Source organism: Brachybacterium phenoliresistens, from assembly GCF_039530785.1.
Classification (GTDB): Bacteria; Actinomycetota; Actinomycetes; order Actinomycetales; family Dermabacteraceae; genus Brachybacterium; species Brachybacterium phenoliresistens.
In genome coordinates this window covers 14,393-39,715 of sequence record NZ_BAAAOW010000005.1, presented here as the reverse complement: position 1 = coordinate 39,715, position 25,323 = coordinate 14,393, and the positions used below count along the sequence as shown (strand labels likewise).

General features: G+C 72.9%; 19 protein-coding genes. 12 read left to right on the top strand and 7 right to left on the bottom strand.

The genetic code is table 11. The features are described from left to right. The first annotated feature begins 25 nt into the window (after window positions 1–25). The 6 genes from ABD234_RS11995 (at window position 26) to ABD234_RS11970 (ending at window position 8,280) form a co-directional block, all read left to right on the top strand. Window positions 26–694 (top strand): PadR family transcriptional regulator, encoded by a 669-nt coding sequence (locus ABD234_RS11995; protein ID WP_344356466.1) that lies wholly within the window; start codon window positions 26–28, stop codon window positions 692–694. Continuing rightward, complete coding sequence (locus ABD234_RS11990; RefSeq protein ID WP_344356464.1) at window positions 691–2,469, top strand: sulfatase; 1,779 nt, start codon at window positions 691–693, stop codon at window positions 2,467–2,469. Before ABD234_RS11995 ends, ABD234_RS11990 begins: the two co-directional genes overlap by 4 nt. A gap of 58 nt (window positions 2,470–2,527) precedes the next feature. Then, complete coding sequence (locus ABD234_RS11985; protein ID WP_344356462.1) at window positions 2,528–3,910, top strand: MFS transporter; 1,383 nt, start codon at window positions 2,528–2,530, stop codon at window positions 3,908–3,910. Window positions 3,911–4,135: 225 nt separating this feature from the next. Beyond that, on the top strand, window positions 4,136–5,569 hold the full coding sequence (locus ABD234_RS11980; RefSeq protein WP_344356460.1) for an MFS transporter: 1,434 nt from the start codon (window positions 4,136–4,138) through the stop codon (window positions 5,567–5,569). After that, a complete protein-coding gene (locus ABD234_RS11975; RefSeq protein ID WP_344356458.1) occupies window positions 5,566–6,645 on the top strand; it encodes a LacI family DNA-binding transcriptional regulator in 1,080 nt (359 codons plus the stop codon). The genes ABD234_RS11980 and ABD234_RS11975 overlap by 4 nt, the downstream gene beginning before the upstream one ends. A gap of 114 nt (window positions 6,646–6,759) precedes the next feature. Further along, complete coding sequence (locus ABD234_RS11970; RefSeq protein WP_344356456.1) at window positions 6,760–8,280, top strand: sulfatase family protein; 1,521 nt, start codon at window positions 6,760–6,762, stop codon at window positions 8,278–8,280. Window positions 8,281–8,337: 57 nt separating this feature from the next. Here ABD234_RS11970 and ABD234_RS11965 read toward each other — a convergent pair whose 3' ends face one another. After that, window positions 8,338–9,798, bottom strand: coding sequence for a sulfatase family protein (locus tag ABD234_RS11965; RefSeq protein WP_344356454.1), 1,461 nt, complete (start codon window positions 9,796–9,798; stop codon window positions 8,338–8,340). Window positions 9,799–9,938: 140 nt separating this feature from the next. Continuing rightward, on the bottom strand, window positions 9,939–10,250 hold the full coding sequence (locus ABD234_RS11960) for a putative quinol monooxygenase (RefSeq protein ID WP_038374294.1): 312 nt from the start codon (window positions 10,248–10,250) through the stop codon (window positions 9,939–9,941). 232 nt (window positions 10,251–10,482) lie between these two features. On the opposite strand from ABD234_RS11960, the gene ABD234_RS11955 reads away from it, so the two are divergent. Further along, window positions 10,483–10,833, top strand: a complete 351-nt coding sequence (locus ABD234_RS11955; RefSeq protein WP_344356451.1) for an MmcQ/YjbR family DNA-binding protein — start codon at window positions 10,483–10,485, stop codon at window positions 10,831–10,833. Window positions 10,834–10,939: 106 nt separating this feature from the next. Here ABD234_RS11955 and ABD234_RS11950 read toward each other — a convergent pair whose 3' ends face one another. Further along, on the bottom strand, window positions 10,940–14,743 hold the full coding sequence (locus tag ABD234_RS11950; RefSeq protein WP_344356449.1) for an efflux RND transporter permease subunit: 3,804 nt from the start codon (window positions 14,741–14,743) through the stop codon (window positions 10,940–10,942). 456 nt (window positions 14,744–15,199) lie between these two features. Between ABD234_RS11950 and recQ the strand changes: the two genes are divergently transcribed. From recQ to ABD234_RS11930, 4 genes are all read left to right on the top strand, one after another. Continuing rightward, window positions 15,200–17,122 (top strand): DNA helicase RecQ, encoded by a 1,923-nt coding sequence (recQ, locus tag ABD234_RS11945; protein ID WP_344356447.1) that lies wholly within the window; start codon window positions 15,200–15,202, stop codon window positions 17,120–17,122. 4 nt (window positions 17,123–17,126) lie between these two features. Next, complete coding sequence (locus ABD234_RS11940) at window positions 17,127–18,074, top strand: diacylglycerol/lipid kinase family protein (protein ID WP_344356445.1); 948 nt, start codon at window positions 17,127–17,129, stop codon at window positions 18,072–18,074. 255 nt (window positions 18,075–18,329) lie between these two features. Further along, on the top strand, window positions 18,330–18,605 hold the full coding sequence (locus ABD234_RS11935; protein ID WP_038370833.1) for a GlsB/YeaQ/YmgE family stress response membrane protein: 276 nt from the start codon (window positions 18,330–18,332) through the stop codon (window positions 18,603–18,605). A gap of 41 nt (window positions 18,606–18,646) precedes the next feature. Beyond that, complete coding sequence (locus ABD234_RS11930; RefSeq protein ID WP_344356442.1) at window positions 18,647–19,603, top strand: diacylglycerol/lipid kinase family protein; 957 nt, start codon at window positions 18,647–18,649, stop codon at window positions 19,601–19,603. A gap of 6 nt (window positions 19,604–19,609) precedes the next feature. Here ABD234_RS11930 and ABD234_RS11925 read toward each other — a convergent pair whose 3' ends face one another. From ABD234_RS11925 to ABD234_RS11915, 3 genes are read right to left on the bottom strand one after another with little or no spacing between them, the layout of a single operon-like run. Further along, window positions 19,610–21,316 (bottom strand): alpha-amylase family glycosyl hydrolase, encoded by a 1,707-nt coding sequence (locus ABD234_RS11925; protein ID WP_344356440.1) that lies wholly within the window; start codon window positions 21,314–21,316, stop codon window positions 19,610–19,612. Next, window positions 21,313–22,473, bottom strand: coding sequence for a TIGR03885 family FMN-dependent LLM class oxidoreductase (locus ABD234_RS11920; RefSeq protein WP_344356438.1), 1,161 nt, complete (start codon window positions 22,471–22,473; stop codon window positions 21,313–21,315). Before ABD234_RS11920 ends, ABD234_RS11925 begins: the two co-directional genes overlap by 4 nt. After that, window positions 22,470–23,660, bottom strand: a complete 1,191-nt coding sequence (locus tag ABD234_RS11915; RefSeq protein WP_344356436.1) for an alcohol dehydrogenase catalytic domain-containing protein — start codon at window positions 23,658–23,660, stop codon at window positions 22,470–22,472. Before ABD234_RS11915 ends, ABD234_RS11920 begins: the two co-directional genes overlap by 4 nt. 128 nt (window positions 23,661–23,788) lie before the next feature. Here ABD234_RS11915 and ABD234_RS11910 point away from each other — a divergent pair, with 128 nt between their 5' ends. Beyond that, window positions 23,789–24,907, top strand: a complete 1,119-nt coding sequence (locus tag ABD234_RS11910; RefSeq protein ID WP_344356434.1) for a hypothetical protein — start codon at window positions 23,789–23,791, stop codon at window positions 24,905–24,907. 47 nt (window positions 24,908–24,954) lie between these two features. On the opposite strand, the gene ABD234_RS11905 is transcribed toward ABD234_RS11910, so the two are convergent. Further along, window positions 24,955–25,287: a GlsB/YeaQ/YmgE family stress response membrane protein gene (locus tag ABD234_RS11905; protein ID WP_344356432.1), complete on the bottom strand. Its 333-nt coding sequence runs from the start codon at window positions 25,285–25,287 to the stop codon at window positions 24,955–24,957. Window positions 25,288–25,323: the final 36 nt, after the last annotated feature.

Here is a 25,323-nt window from a genome sequence, read left to right as displayed (position 1 = left end):
TCTCGTCATCGCTCTCGAGGAGGAGATGACCATGAAGCTCGAGTTCCCGCTGCTGGGACTGCTGGCCGCCCGATCGATGACCGGCTACGACATCGCCCGATGGACCCGGGTGGAGGGAAAGTTCTCCGGGCTGGACCGCCACCCCAGCCAGATCTATCGGCTCCTCTCGCGCATGGAGACCGAGGGCTGGGTCTCGCACGTCGTCGACCCGCGCTCCACCGCCCCGGACGCCAAGGTGTACTCGGTGACCGATGCCGGCTTCGCACGGCTGCTGCGCTGGGTGCACTCGGTGTACTCGCCCCCGCGCCGGTTCCAGGACCCGGAGTTCATCGGCCGCCTGCGCATCGCCGCGATGGTCGATCTCCCCCGCGCGCTGCAGCTGCTGGAGGAGGAGCTGGAGGCGCGCCGCCGCCAAGTCGCCGAGAACCGGGGCCGCGACCGCGGCGAGGACCATCTCTCCGAGGCCGCGCGGCCCGAGATCGACGTCCATGCCCTGGCGCTCTTCGCCGACGAGCTCAACGCCTACGGCGAGGCGGCCATCGACCAGTGGATCGCGTGGCTCGAGCGGATGCACGACGTGATCACGCAGCAGCTCGCGCAGCGCGGCGCCGAGCAGGGCGCGACCGAGCTGGGTACGACCGAGCAGCGCGCGGCGCCCTCCGAGTCCGGCTCCTCGGAGAGGACGGGCCGTTGAGAGCCGTCGTCCTCCTCTTCGACAGCCTGAACCGGCGGTTCCTCCCGCCCTACGGGGCCAGCGGGATCCACGCCCCGAACTTCTCCCGGCTGGCGGAGCGCAGCACCCGCTTCGAGACCTGCTACGGCGGGTCCATGCCGTGCATGCCGGCCCGTCGCGAGCTGCACACCGGGCGCCACAACTTCCTGCACCGCTCGTGGGGGCCGCTGGAGCCCTTCGACGACTCCGTCCCGCAGATGCTCAGCGAGAACGGCGTGTACACGCACCTGGTCACCGACCACCAGCACTACTGGGAGGACGGCGGCGCGACGTACCACAACCGCTTCGACTCCTACGAGTTCTTCCGCGGGCAGGAGGGCGATGCCTGGAAGGGGCACGTCGCCGATCCGATCGAGCCGGAGGACAGCCCGCGCCGGATCCGCCACGGGCTGTGGCGGCAGGACCTCATCAACCGCGAGTACCTGCGCGACGAGGCCGACCACCCCCAGACCCGCACGGTCGACGCCGGCCTCGAGTTCCTGGCGACCAACCGGGACGAGGACGGCTGGATGCTGCAGATCGAGTGCTTCGACCCGCACGAGCCGTTCTTCTCCTACGCCCAGTACCAGCGCCTGTACGGCCTGGACCCGGAGGATCCGCGCCGCACCGACTGGCCCGACTACAAGCGCGCCGACGAGGACGTCGAGACGGTGGAGCGCATCCGCGACGAGTATTCGGCGCTGCTGAGCATGTGCGACGCCTCCCTGGGACGGATCCTCGACCGCTTCGACGAGGACGACCTCTGGAAGGACACCCTGCTGATCGTCTGCACCGACCACGGGCTCCTCCTGGGCGAGCACGGCTGGTGGGGCAAGAACGTCCAGCACTGGTACGACGAGAACATCCACACGCCGCTGTTCGTGGCCGATCCGCGGCACGGAGGCGCCGGCGAGACGCGCAAGAGCCTCGTGCAGACCGTGGACCTCGGGCCGACGCTGCTGGACTTCTTCGGGATCCCGGCCACCGAGCGGATGCAGGGGCGCTCGATCGCCCCGGTGCTCGCCGAGGACGCCCCGATCCGCGAGCACGCCCTCTTCGGCACCTTCGGCGGGCACGTCAACGTCACCGACGGCCGCTACGTCTACATGCGCGCCGCCGTCGACGCGGGCAACGGCCCGCTGTTCGAGCACACGCTCATGCCGACCCACATGAACCAGCGCTTCTCCCCCGCCGAGCTGGTCGACGCCGAGCTCCACCCGCCGCTGTCCTTCACCCAGGGCGCCCCCGTGCTGCGCCTGCCGGGACGCGCGATGGGCAGCTCCGCGGACCTGGGCACGGCCCTGTTCGACCTCGAGACCGACCCCGAGCAGACGCACCCCCTGCTGGACGACGCGCTCGAGCTGCGCATGATCACGCTGCTGCTGGAGGCGATGCGCCAGGCCGATGCCCCGCCGTCGCAGTACCTCCGGCTGGGCCTTCCCGAGCACGGGCCCGCGACCGAGGAGCATCTGCTCGCCCGCGCCCAGCACCCCACGTATCTGGCGTCCCTGGCACCGCTGCCCTCGGCCGAGCAGTTCGCCGCGACGTCCCCCGTGGTCGTCTCCCCCCTGCGCGAGCTGATGGCCGACGAGGACCGGGCGCAGATCCTGCGCTCGCAGCTGGGAGGCGCGGCCGATTCGCTCGCGCGTCTCGCCGGCGCCTCGACGCTGCTGCAGCTCGCGCCCCTGTCGCCGCTGCTGCGCCATGCGGTGCTGGCCGAGCTCGACGCCCGGCTGACCGCCGTCCCCGCTTCCTGACCCACCGACCCGAATCCGCCGCGCCGCGGCCCGATCCATCTCGACGAGGAGATCCGCCATGTCCCCGACCCAGGAGACGGCTCCTGCGACCGCAGGAGAGCGTTCCACCCCCGCGCCCCGCCTGACCCCCGACGGCAAGGGGGTGATCGTCCCGGGCCGATGGCGCAAGCTCGCGCTCGTCGGCGGATCCCTGTTCGCCGACAACAACGAGACCAGCCTGCTCAGCGTGCTCGCCGCCGTGATCCTCCCGGCCCTGGGCATCGGCACCGCCGCCCTCGGCCAGCTGGTCGCCGCCGGCAAGGCCATCGCCGTCGTGTTCGGCCCCTTCTGGGCGTTCGTCGCCCGGAGGACGAACCGCAAGAAGACCTTCGTGCTCACCTCCGTCGCCGCAGGCCTCGCGACCATCGCGACCGGCTTCGCGCAGGGGTACGGCACGCTGCTGCTGGGCTACGGCGTCACCGCCGCCTTCGTGGCGGCGTCCCTGCCGCTCATCTCGGAGATCACCAGCGATCTGTTCGACGAGCGCTCCCGCGGGCGCGCCTCCGGGTACACCTGGGGCGGCGTGGCGCTGCTGGGGGCCGTCGCCGGGCCGCTGATCGGGCAGCTCGCGAACGTCGAGGACGGCTGGCGCTACGGCTTCTATCTCTGGGGCGGGATCATGGTGATCCTGGCCCTGGCGGTCTGGCTCTTCTTCGAGGACCCCGGGGTCGGCGCGAGCGAGGCCGCGTCCACCTCCATGACCGCAGAGCAGCGGGCGGTGAACGACACGCTCACCTGGGCCAAGGTGCGCCAGATGTTCACGATCCCCACCTTCGTGCTGATGCTCGTGCAGCGCCTGGTGAGCGGGCACCTGCTCATCGCCTCCTTCGGAGTCATCTTCCTGGTGCAGACCTATGGCTTCACCACGGCCGTCGCGGCCGTCGTGACGCTGCCGTTCGGCCTCGGCTTCCTCGGGGGGACCCTCGTCGGCGGCGCGGTGACCGATCTGCTGCACGTCCGCTTCCCGCGCTGGGGACGCATCGCCGTGCTCCAGTTCGCGCAGCTCGCCTTCGGCGCGGTGGCCATCGTCGCCACCCAGCACGACTGGGGCGGCATCGGCGTGTTCGCCGCTTTCTGGGCCGTGCTCGGCCTGCTGCAGGGCTTCAACCCCGGGGTGAACCGCCCGATCGTCGCCGCGGTAGTGCCGCCCGAGATGCGCGGCGCCGCCTACGCCCTCATGCTCAGCGTCTTCGAGGCCTTCGCCTACGCCGCCTTCAACCTCCTCGCCGGCTACCTCGGCGAGGCCTACGGGCTGGGGGTCGTCATGCTCTGGCTCCCCGGCATCCTCATGCTCGTCAACGGGCTCTTCGTCACGGCCCTCTACGTCACCTACCCCCGCGACGCGATCCGTCTCGAGGACACGCTGCGCGACCGGGCACGGAGCACCCCCGGCACGCTCTGACCGCCCCTTCTCTGCACGGACCGCGCTCGTCCCCCTCCCGGGGACGAGCGCGGTCCGCATCCGGCAGGAGTCGCGATGCGCACCGGGCGCGGCGGCAATGCTCAAACCTTTGAGTCTTCGGTTCAAACGTTTGAACCCCTACGGTCGAACCACACGGCCCGGCGCTCGAGGCACTCGACACCGACGTCCCGCTCCCGCTGCGGCCGCGCGACTCGAAGGAGAGACATGTCCACCACCGCCACCGCCACCGGCCCGGCCTCGACGCTCGCGCCGTCGCGCCCCTTCGGCCTCCGCGACAGGATCGGCTACCTGTTCGGGGACCTGGGCAACGACTTCACGTTCATCCTGGCCTCTGCGTATCTGATGGTCTATTTCACCAACGTCGCCGGGCTCGAGGCCGCGCACGTGGGTCTGCTGTTCCTGGCGGCGCGGCTCGTCGATGCGTTCACGGACATCGGCTGGGGCCGCTTCCTGGACCGCCACCGCCCCAGCCGCCTGGGCCGGTTCCGCCCGTGGATCGGGCGCATGGCGATCCCCGTCGGCATCGCGAGCATGCTGCTGTACGTGCCCTTCACGGCCGACTGGGCCTACGGCGCGAAGCTCGCCTATGCGGTGGCGACCTACCTGCTGTGGGGCTCGATCTGTTACACCACCACGAACATCTCCTACGGGTCGATGGCCTCGGTGATGACGATCGTCCCCGCCGAGCGGGCCTCGCTGTCCGTCTTCCGCAGCATCGGCGCGAACTTTGCGGGGCTGTTCGTCTCGCTCGTGCCGCCGCTGCTGATCTACACGATGGTCGACGGCACCTCCCGGCTCGACCCGCAGCGCATGTTCGCGGTCGCGGCGGTGTTCTCCGTGCTGGCCGTGCTCTGGTACTTCCTGTGCTTCGCGAACGTCCGCGAGCGCGTCAGCGCCCCCGTCGACGTCGCGCACCGTCGCAGCTTCGGGTCCCTGGCGCGGTCGCTGGTCACCAGCCGCCCTCTGCTCACCCTGGTCACGGCGAACATCGTCATCATGCTGGGCTCGCTGCTGATGGGCACGATGGCCGCCTACCTGTGGCTCTACCACTTCAATGACGGGGCCCTGTCCGGGCCCGCCCAGCTGACCTCGTACCTGCCCGGACTGCTGCTGGCGCCCGTCGCGGCGCGCCTCGCGGCCCGCTTCGGCAAGAAGGAGGTCGTCACGGCCTCGCTCGTGCTCGCCGGTGGTCTCTACATCGTCATCTTCCTCCTGCAGATCACCTCCCCCTGGGTATTCATCGCCATGGCGTTCGCGGCCGGCTTCGGCATCGGGTTCTACAACCTCATGGTGTGGGCGCTGATCGGCGACGTCATCGACGACGAGGAGCGCCGCAGCGGCGAGCGCGACGACGGCACGGTCTACGCCGTGAACACCTGGGCCCGCAAGCTCGGGCAGGCGGCAGCAGGTGGCCTCGGAGGGTTCGCCCTGGGCATGGTCGGCTTCCGTGCCGCCGAGACCGTGCAGACCCCCGCGACCATCCAGGGGATCTACGCCGTCGCGACCCTCGTCCCCGGGATCCTGTTCCTCGTCGCGGCCGCGATCCTGCTGCTGGCGTACCCGCTGGGGCGCCGCCGCGTGGAGAGCACCGTGCAGGAGCTCGCACGCCGCCGCACCGAGGCGGAGGCGTCGGCATGATCCCCCGCGCCGCCTCCCGCCCGACGCTCAAGGACGTCGCCGCCGCGGCCCATGTGTCCGTCTCCACCGTGTCCTACGCGCTGAACGACGAATCTCGCGTGCGTCTCGCGGCCGAGACCCGGTCGCGGATCCGACGCATCGCCAAGGAGCTCGGGTACACCCCCAACGGCATCGCCCGGTCCCTGCAGTCCCGCTCCAGCCGGAGCATCGGCGTGGTCGTGAGCAAGCCGCTCACCTTCCTGCGGTATGCGGCGATCGTGCAGGGGGCGGGTACCGCGATCACCGGGCACGGGTTCCGCATGGCGGTGCTCCCCGACGCGAGCGGGGCGTCCTTCATCGACGACTGCCGCAGCGGCCTGCTGGACGGGCTCATCTTCATCGGCCACGACGACGTCTCGGTCCCGGAGCTCCTGGTCGAGGCGGCAGCCGACGGCTCGGCACCGCTGGTGACGATCGACGCCGGCACCCCGGGCCCCGAGGCGCCGTACTCGAGCGTGGACTTCGACTACGCCGCCGGAGCCGAGTCCATGGTCCAGGAGCTCAGGGGCCGCGGCATCACCACCGTCCTGCACCTGCGGCCCGAGGTCTCCTCCCGTGCCGAGCGGGAGCGCCAGGCCGCGCTCATGCGGGCGCTGGGCCGGGCCGACCGCCTCACCCTCCAGGTCGTCAGCACCGGACTGCGGGACGAGGAGCTGCGGCGGACGGGCCAGGACCCCGGACTCGACCGCACCTACCTCGATCGCCTCACGGCGCGCCTGCGGGCGGCGCTGTCCGAGGCCGATGGCCCCGCGGGCAGCACGGCGGTGCTGTGCTCCTGGGGCGCCGACGTCGAGGCGACGCTGTCCGTCGTGACCGCGGGCTTCCCCGGGACGACCGTCGCCTCCCTGGCCTCGGGCTGGCCCCGGGTCGAGCTGTGGGAGCGTCTGATCTACTCCGCGCTACCGCTGCAGGAGGCCGGGGAGAGAGCCGTGGAGCTCCTCGCCGGGGAGCTGCGCCCCGATGCCCGTCACGAGCACGTGATGCTGACGCCCCGGATCCAGCCGCCGCCCGGGCAGGCCCCACCGCCGCAGGGCTGATCCCCTGCGATCGGCGGCCCGACCGCCGGTCCCCGCGACATCGCCCAGCCGCGCCCCCGGCCCGATGCCCGCGCCCGATGCCACCACCGCACCCTCCGTCTGAAGGAACGCCCCATGCCCCGCCCGAACATCGTGTTCATCATGTCCGACGACCACGCCGCCCACGCGATCTCCGCCTACGGCAGCCGCGTCAACCGCACGCCCCACCTGGACCGCATCGCGCAGGAGGGGATGCGCATGGACGCCGTGTTCTGCACGAACTCCATCTGCAGCCCCTCGCGCGCCTCGATCCTCACCGGCACCTACAGCCACGTCAACGGCGTCTCCTCCATCTGGACCGAGATGGACTACCGCGTCCCGACCTTCGCGAAGTGCCTGCGCGAGAACGGCTACCGCACCGCCATGTTCGGCAAGTGGCACCTGGGCGAGCACGGCCAGTCGCTCCCCCGCGACTTCGACGACTGGACGATCTTCCCCGGCCAGGGCGACTACGTCGACCCCGAGATGATCGACGAGAACGGCCCCCGCATCGTCGAGGGCTACGCCACCGACATCGTCACCGACATGACGATCGACTGGATCGACGGCCTGGTCGCCGACGACCCCGAGAAGCCCTTCCTGGCGATGGTCCACCACAAGGCTCCCCACCGGCCGTGGGTCCCCGACGAGAAGCACCGGCACCTCTACGCCGACGGCACCATCCCGGAGCCGGAGACGTTCTTCGACGACCTCGAGTCCCGGTCGAAGGCGGTGCGCGGCGTGCACATGAGCATCGCCGACGACATGGGCGCCGACGACCTCAAGCAGGAGGTCCCCGAGCACCTGCGCGGCGCGGAGAACCGCGAGGAGCGGATGCGCTGGAAGTACCAGATCTACATGCGCGACTACCTCCAGTGCATCCAGTCGATCGACGACAACGTCGGTCGCCTGCTGGACCACCTCGAGGAGCGGGGGCTGGCGGAGAACACCCTCGTGGTCTACACCTCCGACCAGGGCTTCTTCCTCGGGGACCACGGCTGGTTCGACAAGCGCCTCATGTACGACCAGTCCCTGCAGATGCCGATGCTGATCCGCTGGCCCGCCGCGATCGCCCCGGGCACCCGCTGCGAGGAGATCATCACCAACGTCGACTTCGCCGCGACCTTCCTGGACGCCTGCGGTCTCGATGCCGCGGAGGTGCTGCCCACCTCGCAGGGCCGCAGCTTCCTGCCCCTGCTGCGCGGCGAGCAGGTCGAGGACTGGCCCGAGGCGATGTACTACCGGTACTGGGAGCACGACGACCCGATCCACCACGCCCCGGCGCACTACGGGATCCGCACCCGCACCCACAAGCTCATCCACTACTACGGCGCCGGTCTCGGCGTCCCCGGCGCCTCGGACCGGATCTTCGAGAGCGAATGGGAGCTGTACGACCTGCAGGCGGATCCCATCGAGGTGCGCAACGTCGCCGATGACCCGGCGTACGCGGAGCTCCGTGCGCAGCTCGAGGCGCTGCTCGCCTCCTACCAAGAGCGCTATGCCGACGAGCCCTACCGCGGCCCCGACACCCCGCACCCGGAATGGGGTCCCTACGACGAGGAGATCTTCGCGCGCGTCGCGGAGTACGTGGCGGCGATCGACGCCTCCAGCCGCTGAACCGCGGCGGGTCCCCGCCCCGCGGCGGGACGCTCCCGGGCGTCCCGCCGCGGTCCGTCAGACCGACCAGTCCAGCCGCGGCGTGTCCGGGCCGGCGTAGGGCGCATCGCCCACGTCGGCCTGGAGCCGCGCCAGCTGCGCCTCGAGCTCGGCGCGGATCCCCGCGTAGGCGGGGTCCTCGGCCACGTTGGTGAGCTCGGCCGGATCGGCGACGAGGTCGTACAGCTCCCACTGCGCGGGCCACACCGCATCGCTCGAGCCCGGCGAGCCGAGCCCGTCGTTGTAGTAGTGGATCAGCTTGTGGGTGCGGGTGCGGATCCCGTAGTGCGCCGGGGCGTGGTGGGCGGGCTCGTCGTGCTCCCAGTAGCGGTAGTAGACGGCGTCGGGCCAGTCCTCGACGCTCTCCCCGCGCAGCCACGGCAGCAGGCTGCGGCCCTGCTGGGCGGGCAGGGCCGCGGGCTCCACCCCGCAGGCCTCCAGCAGCGTCGCGGCGATGTCGACGTTGGTGGCCATCGCCTCGACCTCGGTGCCGGCGGGGATCTGCCCCGGCCATCGGACCAGGAACGGCATGGTCAGCGACTCGTCGAACATGAGGCGCTTGTCGAACCAGCCGTGGTCGCCCAGGAAGAACCCCTGGTCGGAGGTGTAGACGACGATGGTGTCCTCGGCCCGGTCATGCTCCTCGAGCCAGTCCAGCAGGGTGGCCACGGAGTCGTCGACGGCCTGGACGGTGCGCAGGTAGTCGCGCATGTAACGCTGGTACTTCCAGGCGCTGCGCTCGCGCAGCCTCTCCTCGCCGCGCAGCTCCTCGGGCACCGGCTCCTTCACGTCGTGCTCGGTGAGGTCGTCCAGGGTCATCCGCACCTGCCGCACGGCGTCGCTGCGACCCTCATGGTCGTCGCCGATGGTCTCCGGCTCGGGGATGGTGCCGACCTCGTAGAGGTGCTCGTGACGCGGGTGCGGCACCCACGGCCGATGCGGAGCCTTGTGGTGGACCAGCAGGCAGAAGGGGTCATCGGCCCCGAGCTCGTCGAGGAAGGACGTGGCCTGCGCGGTGATGATGTCCGTCGCGTAGCCGCGGATCCGCTCCTGCCCGCCCGGCCCGTACATCACCGGGTCGACGTAGTCGCCCTGGTCGGGGAAGACCTTCCAGTCCTCGAAGCCGCGCGGGGTGGCCTTCTCGGCGGTGCCCAGGTGCCATTTGCCGTACAGGGCGGTGCGGTAGCCGCGCTCCTGCAGCACCTCGGGGAAGGTCCGCACCCGGTAGTCGAACTGGGAATAGATCGAGCAGGCGCCGTTGACGTGGCTGTACGTGCCCGTGAGGATCGACGCGCGCGAGGGCGTGCAGATCGAGTTGGTGCAGTACATCGCGTCCAGGCGGGCGCCCTCCGCGCCCACGCGGTCGATGCTCGGGGTCGAGTTCACGCGGCTGCCGTAGGCGGAGATCGCGTGCGCGGCGTGGTCGTCGGTGAGGACGAACAGGATGCTGGGCCGGGGGCGGGCGGCGGGGCGGGTCATGGAGGTCCTTCGTCGGCGAAAGATCGGACCTCTCCATCCTCGCCCTGCGCCGCTCGGAAGTCGAGCCGCGGGGCGCCCGCGGCTCGGCGGGCGCCCCGCGTCGGGACGAGGGGCCGGGGATCAGCCCCGGCAGGCGGAGGTCAGAGCAGGCCCTGCGCGTCGGTGCCGGCGGGGATCGGCGTCATGCGCGTGACCAGGACGGGCTTGGTGGTCAGGCCGTCGATGTCCTCGTTGAGGATCTTCACCGCGGCGCCGCCGCCGTGGACGTCGAGATCCTCGACGGTGGACCACTTCTCGATCATCGTGATGGTGCCGTCCTCGGCGTCGTGGATCGCGTAGAGCTCGCAGCCCTTCTCCTCGTGGACGGCCGAGATGCCGCGCTGCATCGCCTGCGCGAGCTCCTCCTTCTTGCCCTCGGCGGGGTAGAACACGGCGGTGACGACGACGGTCATGGTGACTCCTTCGGCAGGGGTTCGGCGAACCGCACCATCCTCCCGGACCGGCACGGGGAAGTCGAGGCGACGGGCCGGATCGGCCCGACCATTGCCCCGCCCGCGGCGACGTGCTTGGCTCGGAGGGACCGCGCGGCGCGCGCCGCGCCCGCCGCCTCCGCCGCGCACAGGGCACGGCGACCGCCGCTCGGAAGGAGCACGGCGGCGGGGGCACGATCGAGGAGGATCTGCCATGAGCACCGAGGACGACGTCCGCCGCCTGGCCACCGCCCTGCCCGAGGTCTCGGAGAAGCCCAGCTACGGCACCCCCGCGTTCTTCGTCGCCGGGAGGATCTTCGCCCGGATGCACGAGATGCCCGAGGTGCTGGTCTGCTGGGTCCCGGATCTCGACGAGAAGGAGGCGCTGCTCGCCGCGGACCCCGCCGTCCTCTTCACGACCGACCACTACCGCGGCCACGCCAGCGTGCTGGTCCGCCTCGCGGAGATCGAGGTCGACGAGCTCGCCGAGCTGCTCGGGGCGGCCTGGGACGCCCGCGCTCCACGGCGCCTGCGTGGGACAGGCACCGCACGCGAGCGGCTCTGACGCCGCGCCCCGCCCTGCCGCGCCCCGCCCTGCCGCACCCGCTGCCCGGTGCTCGACCCCCGCCGTCATCCCGTCGGGAGACGGCGCGGATCGAGCACCGGGGCGGTCAGGCGCCGGCGGGAGCCGGGTCCGCGGGGCCCTCCCCGTCGCGGCGCGCCGGCCGGGCGGGATCCTGCTCGTCGGCGCGGTGGGTGGGCCGCTCCGAGGCCTCGCCCTGCGCCGCTCCGGCCGCAGTCGCCTCCCCCGCCTCGCTCCCGGCGAGGTCGCGGGCGCGGCGCTCGGCGCGGGCCTCCCGCGCCTGGCGGCGGGCCTGCCGGCGCGCCCGCCGCTTCTCGCGGCCGCCGCGCACCAGCACGTACAGCACCGGCACCAGCACCAGGGTGAGGACGGTCGAGCTGGTCAGGCCGCCGATCACGACGATCGCCAGCGGCTGGGAGATGAACATGCCGCCGCCGGTGAGCCCCAGGGACATCGGCACCAGCGCGAAGATCGTCGCCGCCGCCGTCATGAGGATCGGCCGCAGGCGCAGCCGCGTCCCGTGCAGGACGGCGTCCATGAGCTCCATGCCCTCCGCCCGCAGCTTCCCGATCAGGTCCATCAGCACGATCGCGTTGGTCACGACGATGCCGATGAGCATGAGCAGGCCGATCAGCGAGGGCAGGCCCAGCGCGGTGTCCGTGAGCAGCAGCAGCAGGACGGCGCCGGTGGCGGCGAAGGGGATGGAGACCAGCAGGATCAGCGGCTCGATGAGGCTGCGGAAGGTCGCGATCATCACCAGCGTCACCAGGGCGATCGCGGCGAGCATGGCGATGCCCAGCTGGCTGAAGGACTCCATCATCTCCTCCTCGGCGCCGCCGACCACGAAGCTGACGCCGGCCGGGAGGTCGGTGTCCGCGGTCAGCTGGGCCACGCCCGCCGAGACCGTGTTCAGCTGGTCCGGGCCGGGGGTGAGGCTCACGGTGACCTGGCGGGTCCCGTCCTGGCGGGTGATGGTGGTGGGCACCTGCTCCTGGCTGACCGTGGCGATGTCGCCGACGGTGACGGGCTCGCCGGTGATGTCCGCCAGGCCCTCCTGGCGCTCGGTGAGCTCCTCCTGCTCCTGGCGGTCGGACTGCTGCTCCTCGCGGGCCTCCTCGAGCTCCTCGACGGCGGTCTGCGCGTCCTCGTAGCCCTGCTCGGCCTGCTCGACGAACTCGTCGGCCGCCTCCCGCTGCTCCTCGAGCGCGGCCGCCGGGTCCTGCGGGGCGAGGGAGGCCGGGTCGTCGAGGGCCTCGCGCTGCTCGCGGGCGTCCTCGACGGCCTGCTCGGCCTGGTCGCGGGCCTCGCGGGCGGACTCGAGCTGCTCGTCGGCGGCCTCCTCCGCCTCGCGCTCGGCCTTGTCGGCGCGCTCGTCGGCGATGGCCTCGAGCTCGTCCTGCTCGGCCTCCTGGGCGAGCTGGGTCTGCCGCGGGGTGACGGGCAGCTCGAGCGCGGCGATCTCCTCGGGGCCTGCTCCGGGATGCGTCGGCGCGATGACGATGTCCCGCTCGGTGCCCTCGAGGGTGACGGTGCCGGCGGGCGTGCCGTCGATCGCGGCGGCGACGGCCTGACCGACATCGGCCTGGGTGAAGCCCTGCTCCGCGGCGGCCCGGCGGTCCACGTCCACACGGATCACGGACTGCTCGGCGGCGAGGTCGCTGCGGACGCTCTCGACGCCGTCCAGCTCGCCGGCGGCGTCCGCGACGTCCTGCGAGGCGGTTTCGAGATCGCCGATGTCCTCGCCCGTCAGGCGGATCTCGACGTCCTGGCTGACGGCGGAGGAGGCGAGGTCCTGCACCTCGATCTCCCCGGCGCCCTGGAGCGTGCCCATGGTGGTGCGCAGGCGGCTGGTGGCGGCGACGGTGTCGGAGTCGTCGCGCAGGGTGACGGTGAAGGAGTTCGAGCCGCTGCCGGTGGCGGCCTGGATCGAGGAGACGTACGACTCGACGTCCGGGTCCTCCTCCAGCTGGGCCTCCACCAGGCGGGCGGCCTCCTCGCTGTCGGCGAGGGTGGTGCCCTGCTCGAGGGTCTGCGTCACGGCCAGGGAGGTCTGGCCCTGGCTGCCCAGCAGGTCGGTGCGCAGCAGGCCGGACATGCCGAGGGTGACCACGAGGATCACGACGGACAGGGCGAGGGTGCGGCCGGGGTGGCGCAGGGCGGTGCGGATGGCGGGCATGAGACGGCGCTGCAGGCCGTCGACGGGCGTGGACGCCTCCCCGTGGGCGGTGGGGGCGAGGGGATGCTCGCGCTGCGCGGCGGGCAGCAGGGCGCGGCCCTTGGCGGCCCGGGCGGTGTTGCGGCGGTCGATGCGGGCCTGGGCCTTCTCGTACCGCGCCTGGGCGCGGGCCTCCTGGCGATCCTGCCACGCCTCGTAGCGGGCGTCGGAGGCCTGCTGCTTCGCGGGCTTCAGGGGGCGCGGCGCACGGCGCAGCACCCAGTAGCTGACGGTCGGGACGATCGTCAGGGCGACCAGCAGCGAGGCCAGCAGCGCCAGGCTGACGGTGACGGCGAAGGGCGAGAACAGCTCCCCGGCGATGCCGGTGACGAAGGCGATCGGCAGGAACACGGCGACGGTGGTCAGGGTGGAGGCGGTGATCGCCCCGGCGACCTGGCGCACCGAGTCGACGATGTCGGGGACGGTCAGGTCGTCGGTCCCCTGGCGTCGCCGGATGTTCTCGATGACGACGATGGAGTCGTCGACCACGCGCCCCACAGCGATGGTCAGGGCGCCCAGGGTCAGCATGTTCAGGGTGTAGCCGCCGACCCACAGGCCGATCATCGCGACCAGCAGCGACAGCGGGATGGAGATCGCCGCGACCAGGGTGGAGCGGAACGAGCCCAGGAACACGAGGATCACGAGCACGGCGAACAGCAGGCCCAGACCGCCCTCGACGGTGAGGTCGTGGATGGACTGCTCGATGTAGGGGGCCTGGTCGAACAGGGTGGTGAAGGAGACGCCGTCGCCCAGCTCGGGGCCGGCGCGCTCGAGCACCTCGTTCACGCCGTGGGAGACGGAGACGACGTTGGCGTCCTTGTCCTTGACGACGGAGACGATCAGCGCGTCCTCGCCGCCGGCGCGGGCGATCGAGGTCCGCTCGGAGGAGACCAGCTCGACGTCGGCGACATCGGCCAGGGCCACGGTGTCGCCGTCGGCCGTTGTCACCGGGATGGCCTCGACGTCCTCGACGGTGCCGAGGGCCGAGCCGACCTCGATCGACAGCGTCCTGCCGTCCACCAGGCCCTCGCCGGCCGGGGTGACGACCCCGGCGGTCTGCAGGGACTGCGGGATCGAGGTCGCGGCGACGTCGAGGTCCTCGGCGTCCTGCTCGCGCACGGTGATGCGCAGCTCCTGCTCGGTGCGGCCGATGACATCGACCCGGGAGACGCCGGTGACGCCCTCGAGCTCCGGCACCAGGGTGTTCTCGACCCGCTCGCCCAGCTGATCGGCCTCGCCCGGTCCGGCGACGGCGACCTGCAGCACCGGGGTGTCGTCGATCGCGGCGGAGACGACCTCCACCTCGGCCCCCGTGGGCAGGGACGACTTCACGCCGTCGACCGCGGAGCGCACGGAGTCGGACATCTCGTCCTCGTCCTCGCCGAAGGGCCACAGGACGATGGCGGTCATCATGCCCGTGGACGTGTCGCTGGAGACGCTGTCGATGCCCGAGACGGAGGACAGCGCCGTCTCGACCGGTTCGGTGACCTGCTTCTCGACCACGTCCGGCGAGGCGCCGGGCATCACGCCGGTGACGATGATTCCCGGGGTCGACAGGGAGGGGAGCGTCTCCTGGTTCAGGGACGTCGTCGCGACCACCCCGAACACGGCCACGAGCGCGGCGATGAGCCCGACCACCAATCGATTCAGCAGGCTCATCCGGGTCAGGGCGGTCATGGTGCTCCTTCGGGGCGGGGCGAGGCGACAGGTCAGGCGAGACAGCGGTTCAGGCGAGACGGCGGTTCAGGCGAGGCGGCGGGTCGCGCGAGGCGACCGGAACGTCGGGACAGCGGGGCAGGCAGGCCACGGCAGGCGGAGGGCGCGGCACGCCCAGCCCACGCTCCAGGCTGTCAGGGCGACCCTCGGCTCCGCGCCCGTCGAGGGTCTACCGCCGCGCGCGGCGGGTCATCCTTCCGGATGATCCGACCCTGGACTTCCGGAGGGTGCCCGCCGGCCGGCCGTGCACGAACGGCGGTCTGAGGGCCTCGAGCCAGGCGATTGCCTGGCTCGCGGACCTGGGACCGCCGTTCGTGCCCGGCCTCCCCGCCGTCGGTGTCCGCCCTCCCCGGCGCTCATCCACAGCGTCGGCGCTCCCCCTCCTCCACCCCAGCCCGGACGCATAGTCTGGCCCCCATGGAGACCCATCCCGCCGAGCCGGCCCTGCCCGAGTCCCTCGAGTCCCTGCCGGGCATCGCCGATGCCGCCGCCGGGGCGCCGGGCGGGGCGGGGGCGCGCGCCCTCGAGGTGCTCTCGCGGGTGTTCGGGTACGACGCCTTCCGCGGCGACCAGGCGGCGATCATCGAGCACGTCGCCGGCGGCGGGGACGCGGTGGTGCTCATGCCCACCGGCGGCGGCAAGTCCCTGTGCTACCAGATCCCCTCGCTGCTGCGGGAGGGCACGGGCGTGGTGATCTCCCCGCTGATCGCCCTGATGGCCGACCAGGTGGCGGCGCTGGAGGCGGTGGGCATCCGGGCGGCGTTCCTGAACTCGACCCTGGATCCGCACGAGGCGCAGGCCGTCGAGCAGCAGCTGCTGGCCGGGGAGCTGGACCTGCTGTACATGGCGCCGGAGCGGCTGGTCCTGCAGCGCACCCTGGGCCTGCTGCAGCGCGCCCGGATCGCCCTGTTCGCGATCGACGAGGCGCACTGCGTGGCCCAGTGGGGCCACGACTTCCGGCCCGACTACCTGGGCCTGAGCGTCCTGGCGGAGGCCTTCCCCGGCGTGCCGCGAATCGCGCTGACGGCCACGGCCACCCGGCAGACCCACGAGGAGATCACCCGCAACCTGCGCATGGAGCAGGCGCAGCACTACGTCTCCAGCTTCGACCGCCCCAACATCCAGTACCGGATCGAGCCGAAGGACCGGGCCCGCGAGCAGCTGCTGCGGCTGATCCGCGCCGAGCATCCCGGGGAGGCGGGCATCGTGTACTGCCTCTCGCGGCGCAGCGTCGAGGAGGTCGCCGCCTGGCTCAGCGAGCGGGACGTGCCGGCCCTGCCGTACCACGCGGGCCTCGACGCGCGCGTGCGCCAGCACCACCAGGAGCGGTTCCTGCGCGAGGACGGCCTGGTCATCGTCGCGACCATCGCCTTCGGCATGGGCATCGACAAGCCCGACGTCCGCTTCGTGGCGCACCTGGACCTGCCCAAGTCCATCGAGGGCTACTACCAGGAGACGGGCCGTGCGGGCCGCGACGGGCAGCCGTCGACGGCATGGATGGCCTACGGCCTGGGCGACGTCGTCAGCCAGCGGAAGTTCATCGACGGCGGCGACGGCAGCGAGCAGTTCAAGCGCAACGCCCGCTCGCATCTGGACGCGATGCTGGCCCTGTGCGAGACGGTCACCTGCCGCCGCGTGCAGCTGCTGCGCTACTTCGGGCAGGACTCCGAGCCCTGCGGCAACTGCGACACCTGCCTGTCCCCGCCGAAGACGTGGGATGCGACGGTCGCGGCGCAGAAGATGCTCTCCGCGCTGATCCGCCTGGACCGCGAGCGCGGCCAGAAGTTCGGGTCCGGGCAGATCATCGAGGTGCTGCTGGGCCGGGAGAACGACCGCTCCCGCCAGGGCCGCCACCATGAGCTGAGCGTGTGGGGCATCGGCACCGAGCTGTCCGAGCGCGAATGGCGCACGGCCCTGCGCCAGCTGCTGGCCCGCGGGATCGTCGAGGCGGAGGGCGACTACGGCGTCCTGGTCCCCGGCCCGCAGGCCGGCCCGGTGCTCTCCGGCGAGACCGTGCTCGAGCTCGCCGTGGACCGTGCCCCGGCGAAGGCCTCCCGCTCGCGCGGCTCCGGCGGCGGCTCGGCCGGGTCCCGGGCGGCCGATGGGCTCGAGCCCGCCCAGCGCGAGGTGTTCGAGGCGCTGCGCGCCTGGCGCACCGCGGTCGCCACGGAGAAGTCGATCCCGCCGTACATGGTGTTCTCCGACGCGACCCTGGTGGGGATCGTCGAGGCCCGGCCCGGCAGCGTGAGCGCGCTGGGCGGGGTCAGCGGGGTGGGCGCGAAGAAGCTCGCCGAGTACGGCGAGGCCGTGCTGGACGTGCTCGCCGGATCGACGGGCTGAGCCGGTGTCCGCGCGGCACGTCGGCATCATCCGCAACCCCGCGAAGGTGGAGGCGGAGATCCTCGACGCGGCGGTGCGTGCGGCGACCATCGGCCGGGAGCCCCCGCGGATCACCACCTTCGAGACCTCCCGGGAGGACCCGGGCGTCGGCGCGACGCAGCGGGCCCTCGCGGCGGGCGCGGACCTCGTGGTCGCCGCCGGCGGCGACGGCACCGTGCGCGCAGTGGTGGAGACCCTCGCCCGGCGCGGCGCCCCCGCGGACATGGGCGTGGTGCCGATGGGCACCGGCAACCTGCTGGCCCGCAACCTCGGCATCCCGCTGCACGACCCCGCCGCGGCGTTCGCGCTGGCCCTGGACGGATCGGCGCGGCCGATCGACATCGGCTGGGTCGAGGTCGCCCTCGAGGACGGTCCACGGCGGTACGCCTTCGCGAGCATGACGGGGATCGGCGTGGACGCCCACATGATCGAGCAGACCGACGAGTCCCTCAAGAAGCGCATCGGCTGGCTGGCGTACATCGCCGCGATGGGGCCCGCGATCTCGGCGAGCGCCCCGGTGGACGTGGACCTGCTCATCGACGGCCGCACCGCGCTGCGCGAGCGGGCGCACACGGTGATGGTCGGCAACGTCGGCATCGTCCAGGGCGGGCTGAACCTGCTGCCCGACGCCTCCGCCGAGGACGGCCGCCTGGACCTGCTGATCCTCGGCGAGAACGGGGTGACCGGCTGGGTCGACACCGTGCGCAACCTGGTGTGGGACAACGGCGTCACCCGGATCCTCACCGGGCGCGAGGAGTCCGTGGACAGCCGGACCGCCACCCGGCGGCCGATCACCACGCTGGAGGTGCGGCTGTCCGAGGAGCGCATGTTCGAGCTGGACGGCGAGCCGATCGGCCGCACCCGCTCCCTGCGCTTCGAGGTGCAGCCCGCCGCGCTCCGCCTGCGCTGCTGAGACCGGCCGGCCCTCGCCCCTGCGCGGTCCCCGCACCCCGGCCGGCCCCCGCGGCGGCCGCCTCGCGCCCCGGCCGGCCCCCGCGGCGGCCGCCCCGCATCCCGCACCGATATGACCTGCGTCACGATGCGGACGCCCTGCCGTGAGGAATCATCGCCCGGTCGCGTCCCCTGCACGACACCGAGGGCTGCCGCCCTCGCCTTCCCCGTCCCCCATCGGCCCCGGCACGTGCCCGGGCCGGACAAGGAGCTCCTCATGGTCGTCATCGGCTGGATCATCGTCGGCCTCGTCGCCGGCGCGCTCGCCCGGCTCATCCTCCCCGGCCGCCAGGGCGGCGGCTGGATCGCCACCCTGCTGCTCGGCGTCATCGGCGCATTCGTCGGCGGCCTGCTGTTCGGGCTCATCGGCGGCAAGGGCGTCGGCGCCGTCTTCGCGGATCCGTGGTCCTGGGGCTCGCTCGCCATCGCGGTGATCGGTGCTCTGGTGTTCTCCTTCGTGTGGGGGCTGATCACCAAGGACCGCGCCGTCTGATCCGCCGGATCCGACGCCCGCCCCTCCCGGAAGGAGACCCCATGTCCGAGCAGCACATCGGCATCGTCCTGAACCCCTCGAAGGTCGAGGCGGAGGTGCTCGAGGACGCCCTCGACGCCGCCTCCGAGATGCGGTCCCGGCCCCAGCTCTCGATCTTCGAGACCACCCCGGAGGATCCGGGCGGCGCGGCGGCCGCGCAGGCCCTCGCCGCCGGCGTCGACCTGATCATCACCGCCGGGGGCGACGGCACCGTCCGCGCGGTCGCCGAGGTCCTCGCCCAGCGCCGCTCCCGCGTGGAGCTGGGCATCGTCCCCCTGGGCACCGGGAACCTGCTGGCCCGCAACCTCGGCATCCCGCTGGGCGACGTCGACGCCGCCCTGGCCCGGGCGCTGGACGGGACGGCCCGCCCCGTCGACGTCGGCTGGTGCCTGGCCGAGCTCGAGGACGGCCCGCGGCGCAGCGCCTTCCTGGTGATGGCCGGGGTCGGCGTGGACGCCCGCATGATCGACGAGACCGATGACGACCTCAAGAAGACGGCGGGCTGGATCGCCTACGTCGAGGCGATGGGACGGGCGGTGACGGCGAGCTCCGCCGTCGAGGCCGATCTCGTCGTCGACGGCGAGACCCGCATCCACGAGACCGTGCACACAGTCCTGGTCGGCAACGTCGGCACCGTGCAGGGCGGGATCGACCTGCTGCCCGATGCCGCGCCCGATGACGGCCGGCTGGACCTGTTGATCCTCGGCGAGGACGGCGTCGCCGGCTGGGCGGACACCGTCGGCAACGTCGTCTGGGACAACGGGATCGCGAAGCTGCTGCCGGGCCGCGGCGACGGCGACGGCGCCGTCGACAGCGAGACCGCCACCCGTCTCGCGCTCAGCACGCTCGCCCTGGACCTGTCCGCGCCGCGCATGGCGCAGATCGACGGGGAGGCCCTCGGCGAGACGACCTCCCTGCGCATCGAGGTCCAGCCCGCCGCGCTCAGGATCCGCCTCTAGGGCAGGTCACGGCGCGGGGTCGAGGTCCGCGGCCCGCAGCCAGCGATGGCCGTAGGCCTCCAGCGCGAGGGTGATCTGCCCGCCGGCGGCGCTGGGGCCCTCCGTGGGGGCCAGCAGGTCCTCGAAGCAGGCGTCCTCGCCGACGATCTCCCCGACGGGCACCCGCACCGTGCACGGCTGCGCGGAGAGGTTGTGCACGGCGAGGAAGGCGGCGCCCGCGGAGACGGAGGCGTGGGCGAGCACGGAGGCGGGCGAGACGTCCAGCACCCTCAGCTCGCCCCAGGCGATCTCCGGGGTGGAGCGGTACTGCGCGATGAGCCGGCGGATGTACGACAGCAGGGACTCGGGGTCCCGCAACTGGTCGCGCACGTTGACCCGGTCGGGGCCCAGCTCCCCGCCGGTCGGGGGCGTGGGCAGCTCCTCGCGCGGCGCCCCGGAGAAGCCGCCGGTGGGGCCGGCCTCCCACTGCATGGGGGTGCGCATCCCGCCACGGTCGTCGGTGTCCTCCGGCTCGCCCATCCCGATCTCCTCGCCGAAGTAGAGCACCGGGGCTCCGGGCAGGGAGAACAGGAGGCTGTAGGCCAGGCGCAGGCGGCGGGGGTCGTTCTCGAGCATCGGCGCCAGGCGCCGCACGATGCCGCGGTCGAAGACGCGCCGACGCGGATCCGGGGCGAACGCCTCGAAGACCTCCTGCATCGGCCCCTCCCCGAGCAGCTCGAGCGTCAGCTCGTCGTGGTTGCGCAGGAACATCGCCCAGCCCTGGGCGGCGTCCACCACGGGGCGATCGGCCAGGACGCGGGCCAGCGGGGCGGCGTCCTCGCGGGCCATCGCCAGGAACACCGTCTGGGCGGTGAGGAAGTCGAGCTGGAGGTCCAGCTCGACCCCGCCGTCCCCGAAGTACTCCAGCTGCTCCTGGTGGGGCAGCCCCACCTCGCCCAGCAGCGCCGCCTCCCCGCAGCGCCGCCGCACGAAGCGGTGCATCTCCCGCAAGAAGGCGTGGGGGTCCTGTCCGTCCGGGGCGCCGGGCTCCTCGACGAGGAAGGGCACCGCGTCGATGCGGAAGCCGTCCACGCCCAGCTGCAGCCAGAACCCGAGGATCCGGGCGATCTCCTCGCGCACCCGCGGTTCGGCCAGGTTGAGGTCGGGCTGGTGGCGGTAGAAGTTGTGCAGGTAGTACTGCTCGGTGGCGCGGTCGTACTCCCAGATCCCGTCCTCCTGGCCGGGGAACACGCTGTTGCCCGGGTCCTCGGGCACCTCGTCGCGCCACACGTAGTAGTCGCGGAAGGGGCTCTCGCGACTGCTGCGGGCGGAGAGGAACCACGGGTGCTGGTCGGAGGTGTGGTTGATGACCAGGTCGATGATGACGCGCAGCCCGCGGTCGTGGGCGACGCGCAGGATCTCGACGAACCGCCCCAGGTCCCCCAGCCGCTCGTCGACGCCGAGGTGGTCGGTGACGTCGTAGCCGTCGTCGAGGTCCTCGGTGCGCTGGAAGGGCATCAGCCACAGGCACGTCACCCCGAGGGAGGCGAGGTACTCGATGCGGTCGGCGAGGCCGTCGATGTCGCCCACCCCGTCGCCGTCGGAGTCCTGAAAGGTCTCGATGTCCAGGCAGTAGATGACGGCGGTGCGCCACCACAGGTCGCTGCGGTCGGCCGGTCGGGTGGAGCGCCGCCCCTCGGCCCCGCCGCTGCCGCGGCTCCTGCCCGGGCTCATCCGTGCTCCTGCGGAGGCCGGCCGGGCTCCGGCGGCGCCGCGGCGGCGTGCAGCCGTTCGCGCAGGGCGCCCAGCAGCTCGGGCGCCTGGTCGAGGAAGGCGTCCTGGTCGAGGCCGACGTGGTGGATGTGCACCTGGTCGAAGCCGCGCGCCGCCTCGGCGATCCGGTCGGCCAGCAGCCGTGGCGAGGAGGAGATCGCGACGGCGCCGCGCATCGCCTCGGGCCGAGGATCGGAGCGGGCGTCGAAGTGCTCGGGGTGCTCGAGGTCCCACATCTGCTCGGCGGGGACGGTGGCCTGGCGCCACTGCTCCTGCGCGATGCGCAGGGCCTCCTCGTCGGTGCGGGCGAGGCTCACGTGGATCTGGAGCATCGCCTCGCCGCGGCCGCCCCGGCCGCGGTACGCCTCGAGCACGGCCGCCGTCTGCTGCGGGTCGCTGCCGACGGTGATGAGGCCCTCGGCCCATCCGGCCGCCCAGGCGGCGGTCTGCTCGCTCACCGCGGCGGCGATCACCGGCGGCGGCTGCGCGGGACGGCTCCAGATCCGGGCCTCGTGCACGCGCACGGGGTCATCGGCGCTGACCGTCTCCCCCGCGAGCAGGGCGCGGATGATCTGCACGCTGGAGCGCAGGCGCTGGCGGCGCTCCTCGTGGCTGGGCCAGGCGTCGCCGGTGACGTGCTCGTTGAGGGCCTCGCCGCTGCCGTAGGCCGCCCAGAAGCGGCCGGGGAACATGCGCGAGAGGGTGGCGACGGCCTGCGCCGTGACGACGGGGTGGTAGCGCTGGCCGGGGGCGGTGACGACCCCGAACGGCAGGGTGGTCGCGGCGAGCGCGGCGCCCAGCCAGCTCCAGGCGTGGCCGGCATGGCCCTGCGCCACGCCCCACGGGGCCAGGTGGTCCGAGCTCAGGACGGCGTCGAAGCCGGCAGCCTCGGCGCGCTGCACCAGGCGCAGCAGCTCCTCCGGCGGGGTCTGCTCGTGGGAGGCGTGGTAGCCGATCCTCCGGCGCGGCCTGCCGCCGGGGCGGGGGCTCGCCCCGTGGGGGACGGCGCCGGTCACGGGGATCGTGCCCGTGCGGGTGCCGGGCTCCTCGAGCTTGGCGGGCACGCCGCCCTTGGGCACGTGCCAGCAGTCGCGGCCGCGGGCCGGGGCGCCGTTCATGCCGCGCTCCCGGCGGGATCCAGCACGATCTTCACGCAGCCGTCGTGCTTGCGCTGGAACATGTCGTAGGCGGCGGGAGCCTCCTCGAGCGGCAGCCGATGGGTCACCAGGTCGTCCAGGCCGAGCGGGTCCGCCGGGGCCTCCACCAGCGGCATCAGCGTGTCGGTCCAGGCGCGCACGTTGGCCTGCCCCATGCGCAGCTGGATCTGCTTGTCGAACATCCGCAGCAGCGGCATCGGGCTGGCGGCCCCGCCGTAGACCCCGCTGAGGGACACGGTCCCGCCGCGGCGCACCAGGTCCAGGGCGGTGTGCAGGGCGGCCAGGCGGTCCACTCCGGCCTTCTCCAGGGCGGCCCGGCCCAGGGCGTCGGGCAGCAGGCCCACCGCCCGATGGGCCGCGTGCGCGGCCGGGCTGCCGTGGGCCTCCATGCCCACGGCGTCGACGACGGCGTCGGGGCCGCGGCCGGAGGTGCCCTCGCGGATCGCGGCGACGGCGTCCTCCCCCGGGGCGAAGGTCTCGATGCCGTGGCGGGCGGCCATCTCCCGGCGCGCGGGCACGGGGTCGATCGCCATCACGCGCGCCCCCTGCAGGGCGCCGATGCGGGCGGCGAGCTGGCCGACGGGCCCCAGGCCGAGCACGGCGAGGGTGCCGCCCTCGGGGACGTCGGCGTAGCGCACGCCCTGCCAGGCGGTGGGCAGGATGTCGCTGAGGAAGAGGTAGCGGTGGTCGGGCAGCTCCTCGCCGACGGGCATCAGGCCGTGGTCGGCGTGCGGCACCCGCAGCAGCTCGGCCTGGGCGCCGGGCACCTGCCCGTACAGGCGCGAGTAGCCCAGCAGCGCGGCGCCGGTGCCGTGCTCGGTGACCTGGGTGGTCTCGCACTGGGAGTCCAGTCCGCGGCGGCAGAAGAAGCATCGGCCGCAGGAGATGGTGAAGGGGACGACGACCCGGTCGCCGGGGGCGACGTGCGTGATGGCGCTGCCGACCTCCTCGACCACCCCCATGGCCTCGTGCCCCAGCACGTCGCCGGCGTCCAGGAACGGGCCCAGCACCTCGTACAGGTGCAGGTCGGATCCGCAGATGGCGGTCGAGGTGATGCGGATGATCGCGTCGTCGGGACGTTCGATGCGGGGGTCGGGGACGTCCTCGACGCGGACGCGGCGGGTCCCCTGCCAGGTCAGTGCTCTCATGGTGGTCCTCCTTCGGTGTCGACGGGGTTCCTTCCGAACGGTCAGGGATTCCCTCCGGCCCCGGGACGGGGGCCTAGCATGCGCGGAGGGCAGCAGCCGCGTGCGAACCATCCCCAGGGAGCGAGAACATGTCCGACGAGACCTCCGGCGGCATCACGATCCTCGTGGTCACCGATCCCGGCCTTCCGCTGCGCCGCATGCTCGCGATCCGCGAGGACCTGGAGCGGCGTCTGGCGGAGCGGGTCGACGGACCGGCGACGGTGCACGTGCGCTCCGAGCTGATCGAGACCCGCACCGACGGCTCGCTGCGCCTGGCCTCGGCGGCGCGGCTGCGCCGCGAGCACGACGGGGCGGAGATCACCCTGGTCCTCACGGAGATGCCGCGCCATGCGCAGGGGCGCCTGCTGGTGGCCGAGGCGTTCCCCGAGCATCGGCTCGCGGCCCTGTTCTGGCCGACGCTGTGGAGCCTGTCCACCCGCCGGCGGATCCTGGACATCATGGTCGAGAGCGTCGAGCACCTGGGCGAGGGCCTGATCCCCGCGCAGGGCCGGATGCCGACCCGCCGGTCGACCTCCCCGGGAGCCCCGGTCTGGGAGCGGGACGCCGCGCGCGGGGTGATCGCCCTGCGGGCCCGTCCCGTCATCGGCCAGGTGCGCACGGTGCTGGGGATGGTGGTGACCAATGCGCCGTGGGCGACGGTCCGCAAGCTCTCCAGCGCGCTGGCGGCGGCCTCGGCCGCGGGGGCCTTCGGCATCTTCTACAGCTCGATCTGGCAGATGTCGGCGGCGCTGTCCACGCCGCGGCTGCTGCTGATCGGACTGCTCGCCATGACCCTGATGGTCGGCTGGCTGGTGGTGGGCAACCGCCTCTGGGACCGGCCGGTCCACGAGGGGGGCGGCGGGGCGGCGGGCCTGTACAACGTCTCCACGCTGCTGACGCTGTTCCTGTGCGTCCTCGCGCTGTACGTGGCGCTGGTGGTGCTGATCCTCCTGGCGGGGCTGGTGGTGATCGCCCCCTCGTTCATGGCGCAGGTCCTCGGCGAGCCGGCCACCTTCTCGCACTACATGGGCGTGGCCTGGCTCAGCGCGGCCCTCGGCGTCGTCGCCGGCGGGCTGGGGGCGAGCTTCGACTCGGAGACCGACCTGCGCCAGCTCACGCATGCCAGCCGGGAGCGGCAGCGGGAGCGCTCGGAGGACGGCCCGGACGATCGGGACGATCGGGACGAGCGGGAGGATGCCGCGGGCTGAGCCCGCGCGGGGGTCGCCGGTCACGGGGGCCCCGCGGCCGGCGCCGCTCATGGGCGCTCCTGCCCCTGCACGCGCGCCTCGGCCTCGGTCGCCGGGTCCCGACGCACGCGCTCGGGGCCGATGCGCAGGAAGCGCCACCCGAAGGCGAGGACCGCGGCGGCGAGGATGGCGACGGGCAGGGAGGCCCACGACCACGGGTCCGTGACGAGGGAGCCGAGGGTGCCGCCGGTGGCCAGGCGGAAGATGAGCCCGCCCGCCACGGCGCCGAGCACCCCCAGGCCGATGGTGCTCACCCAGCCGCCGCGGGAGCGGCGGGGCAGGATGTTCTTGGCGATGGCTCCGATGAAGATGCCGGTGATGATCCACGCGACGATGACCATGTGCTGCCTCCTGTTCTGCACAGGGCGGGTAGCCCT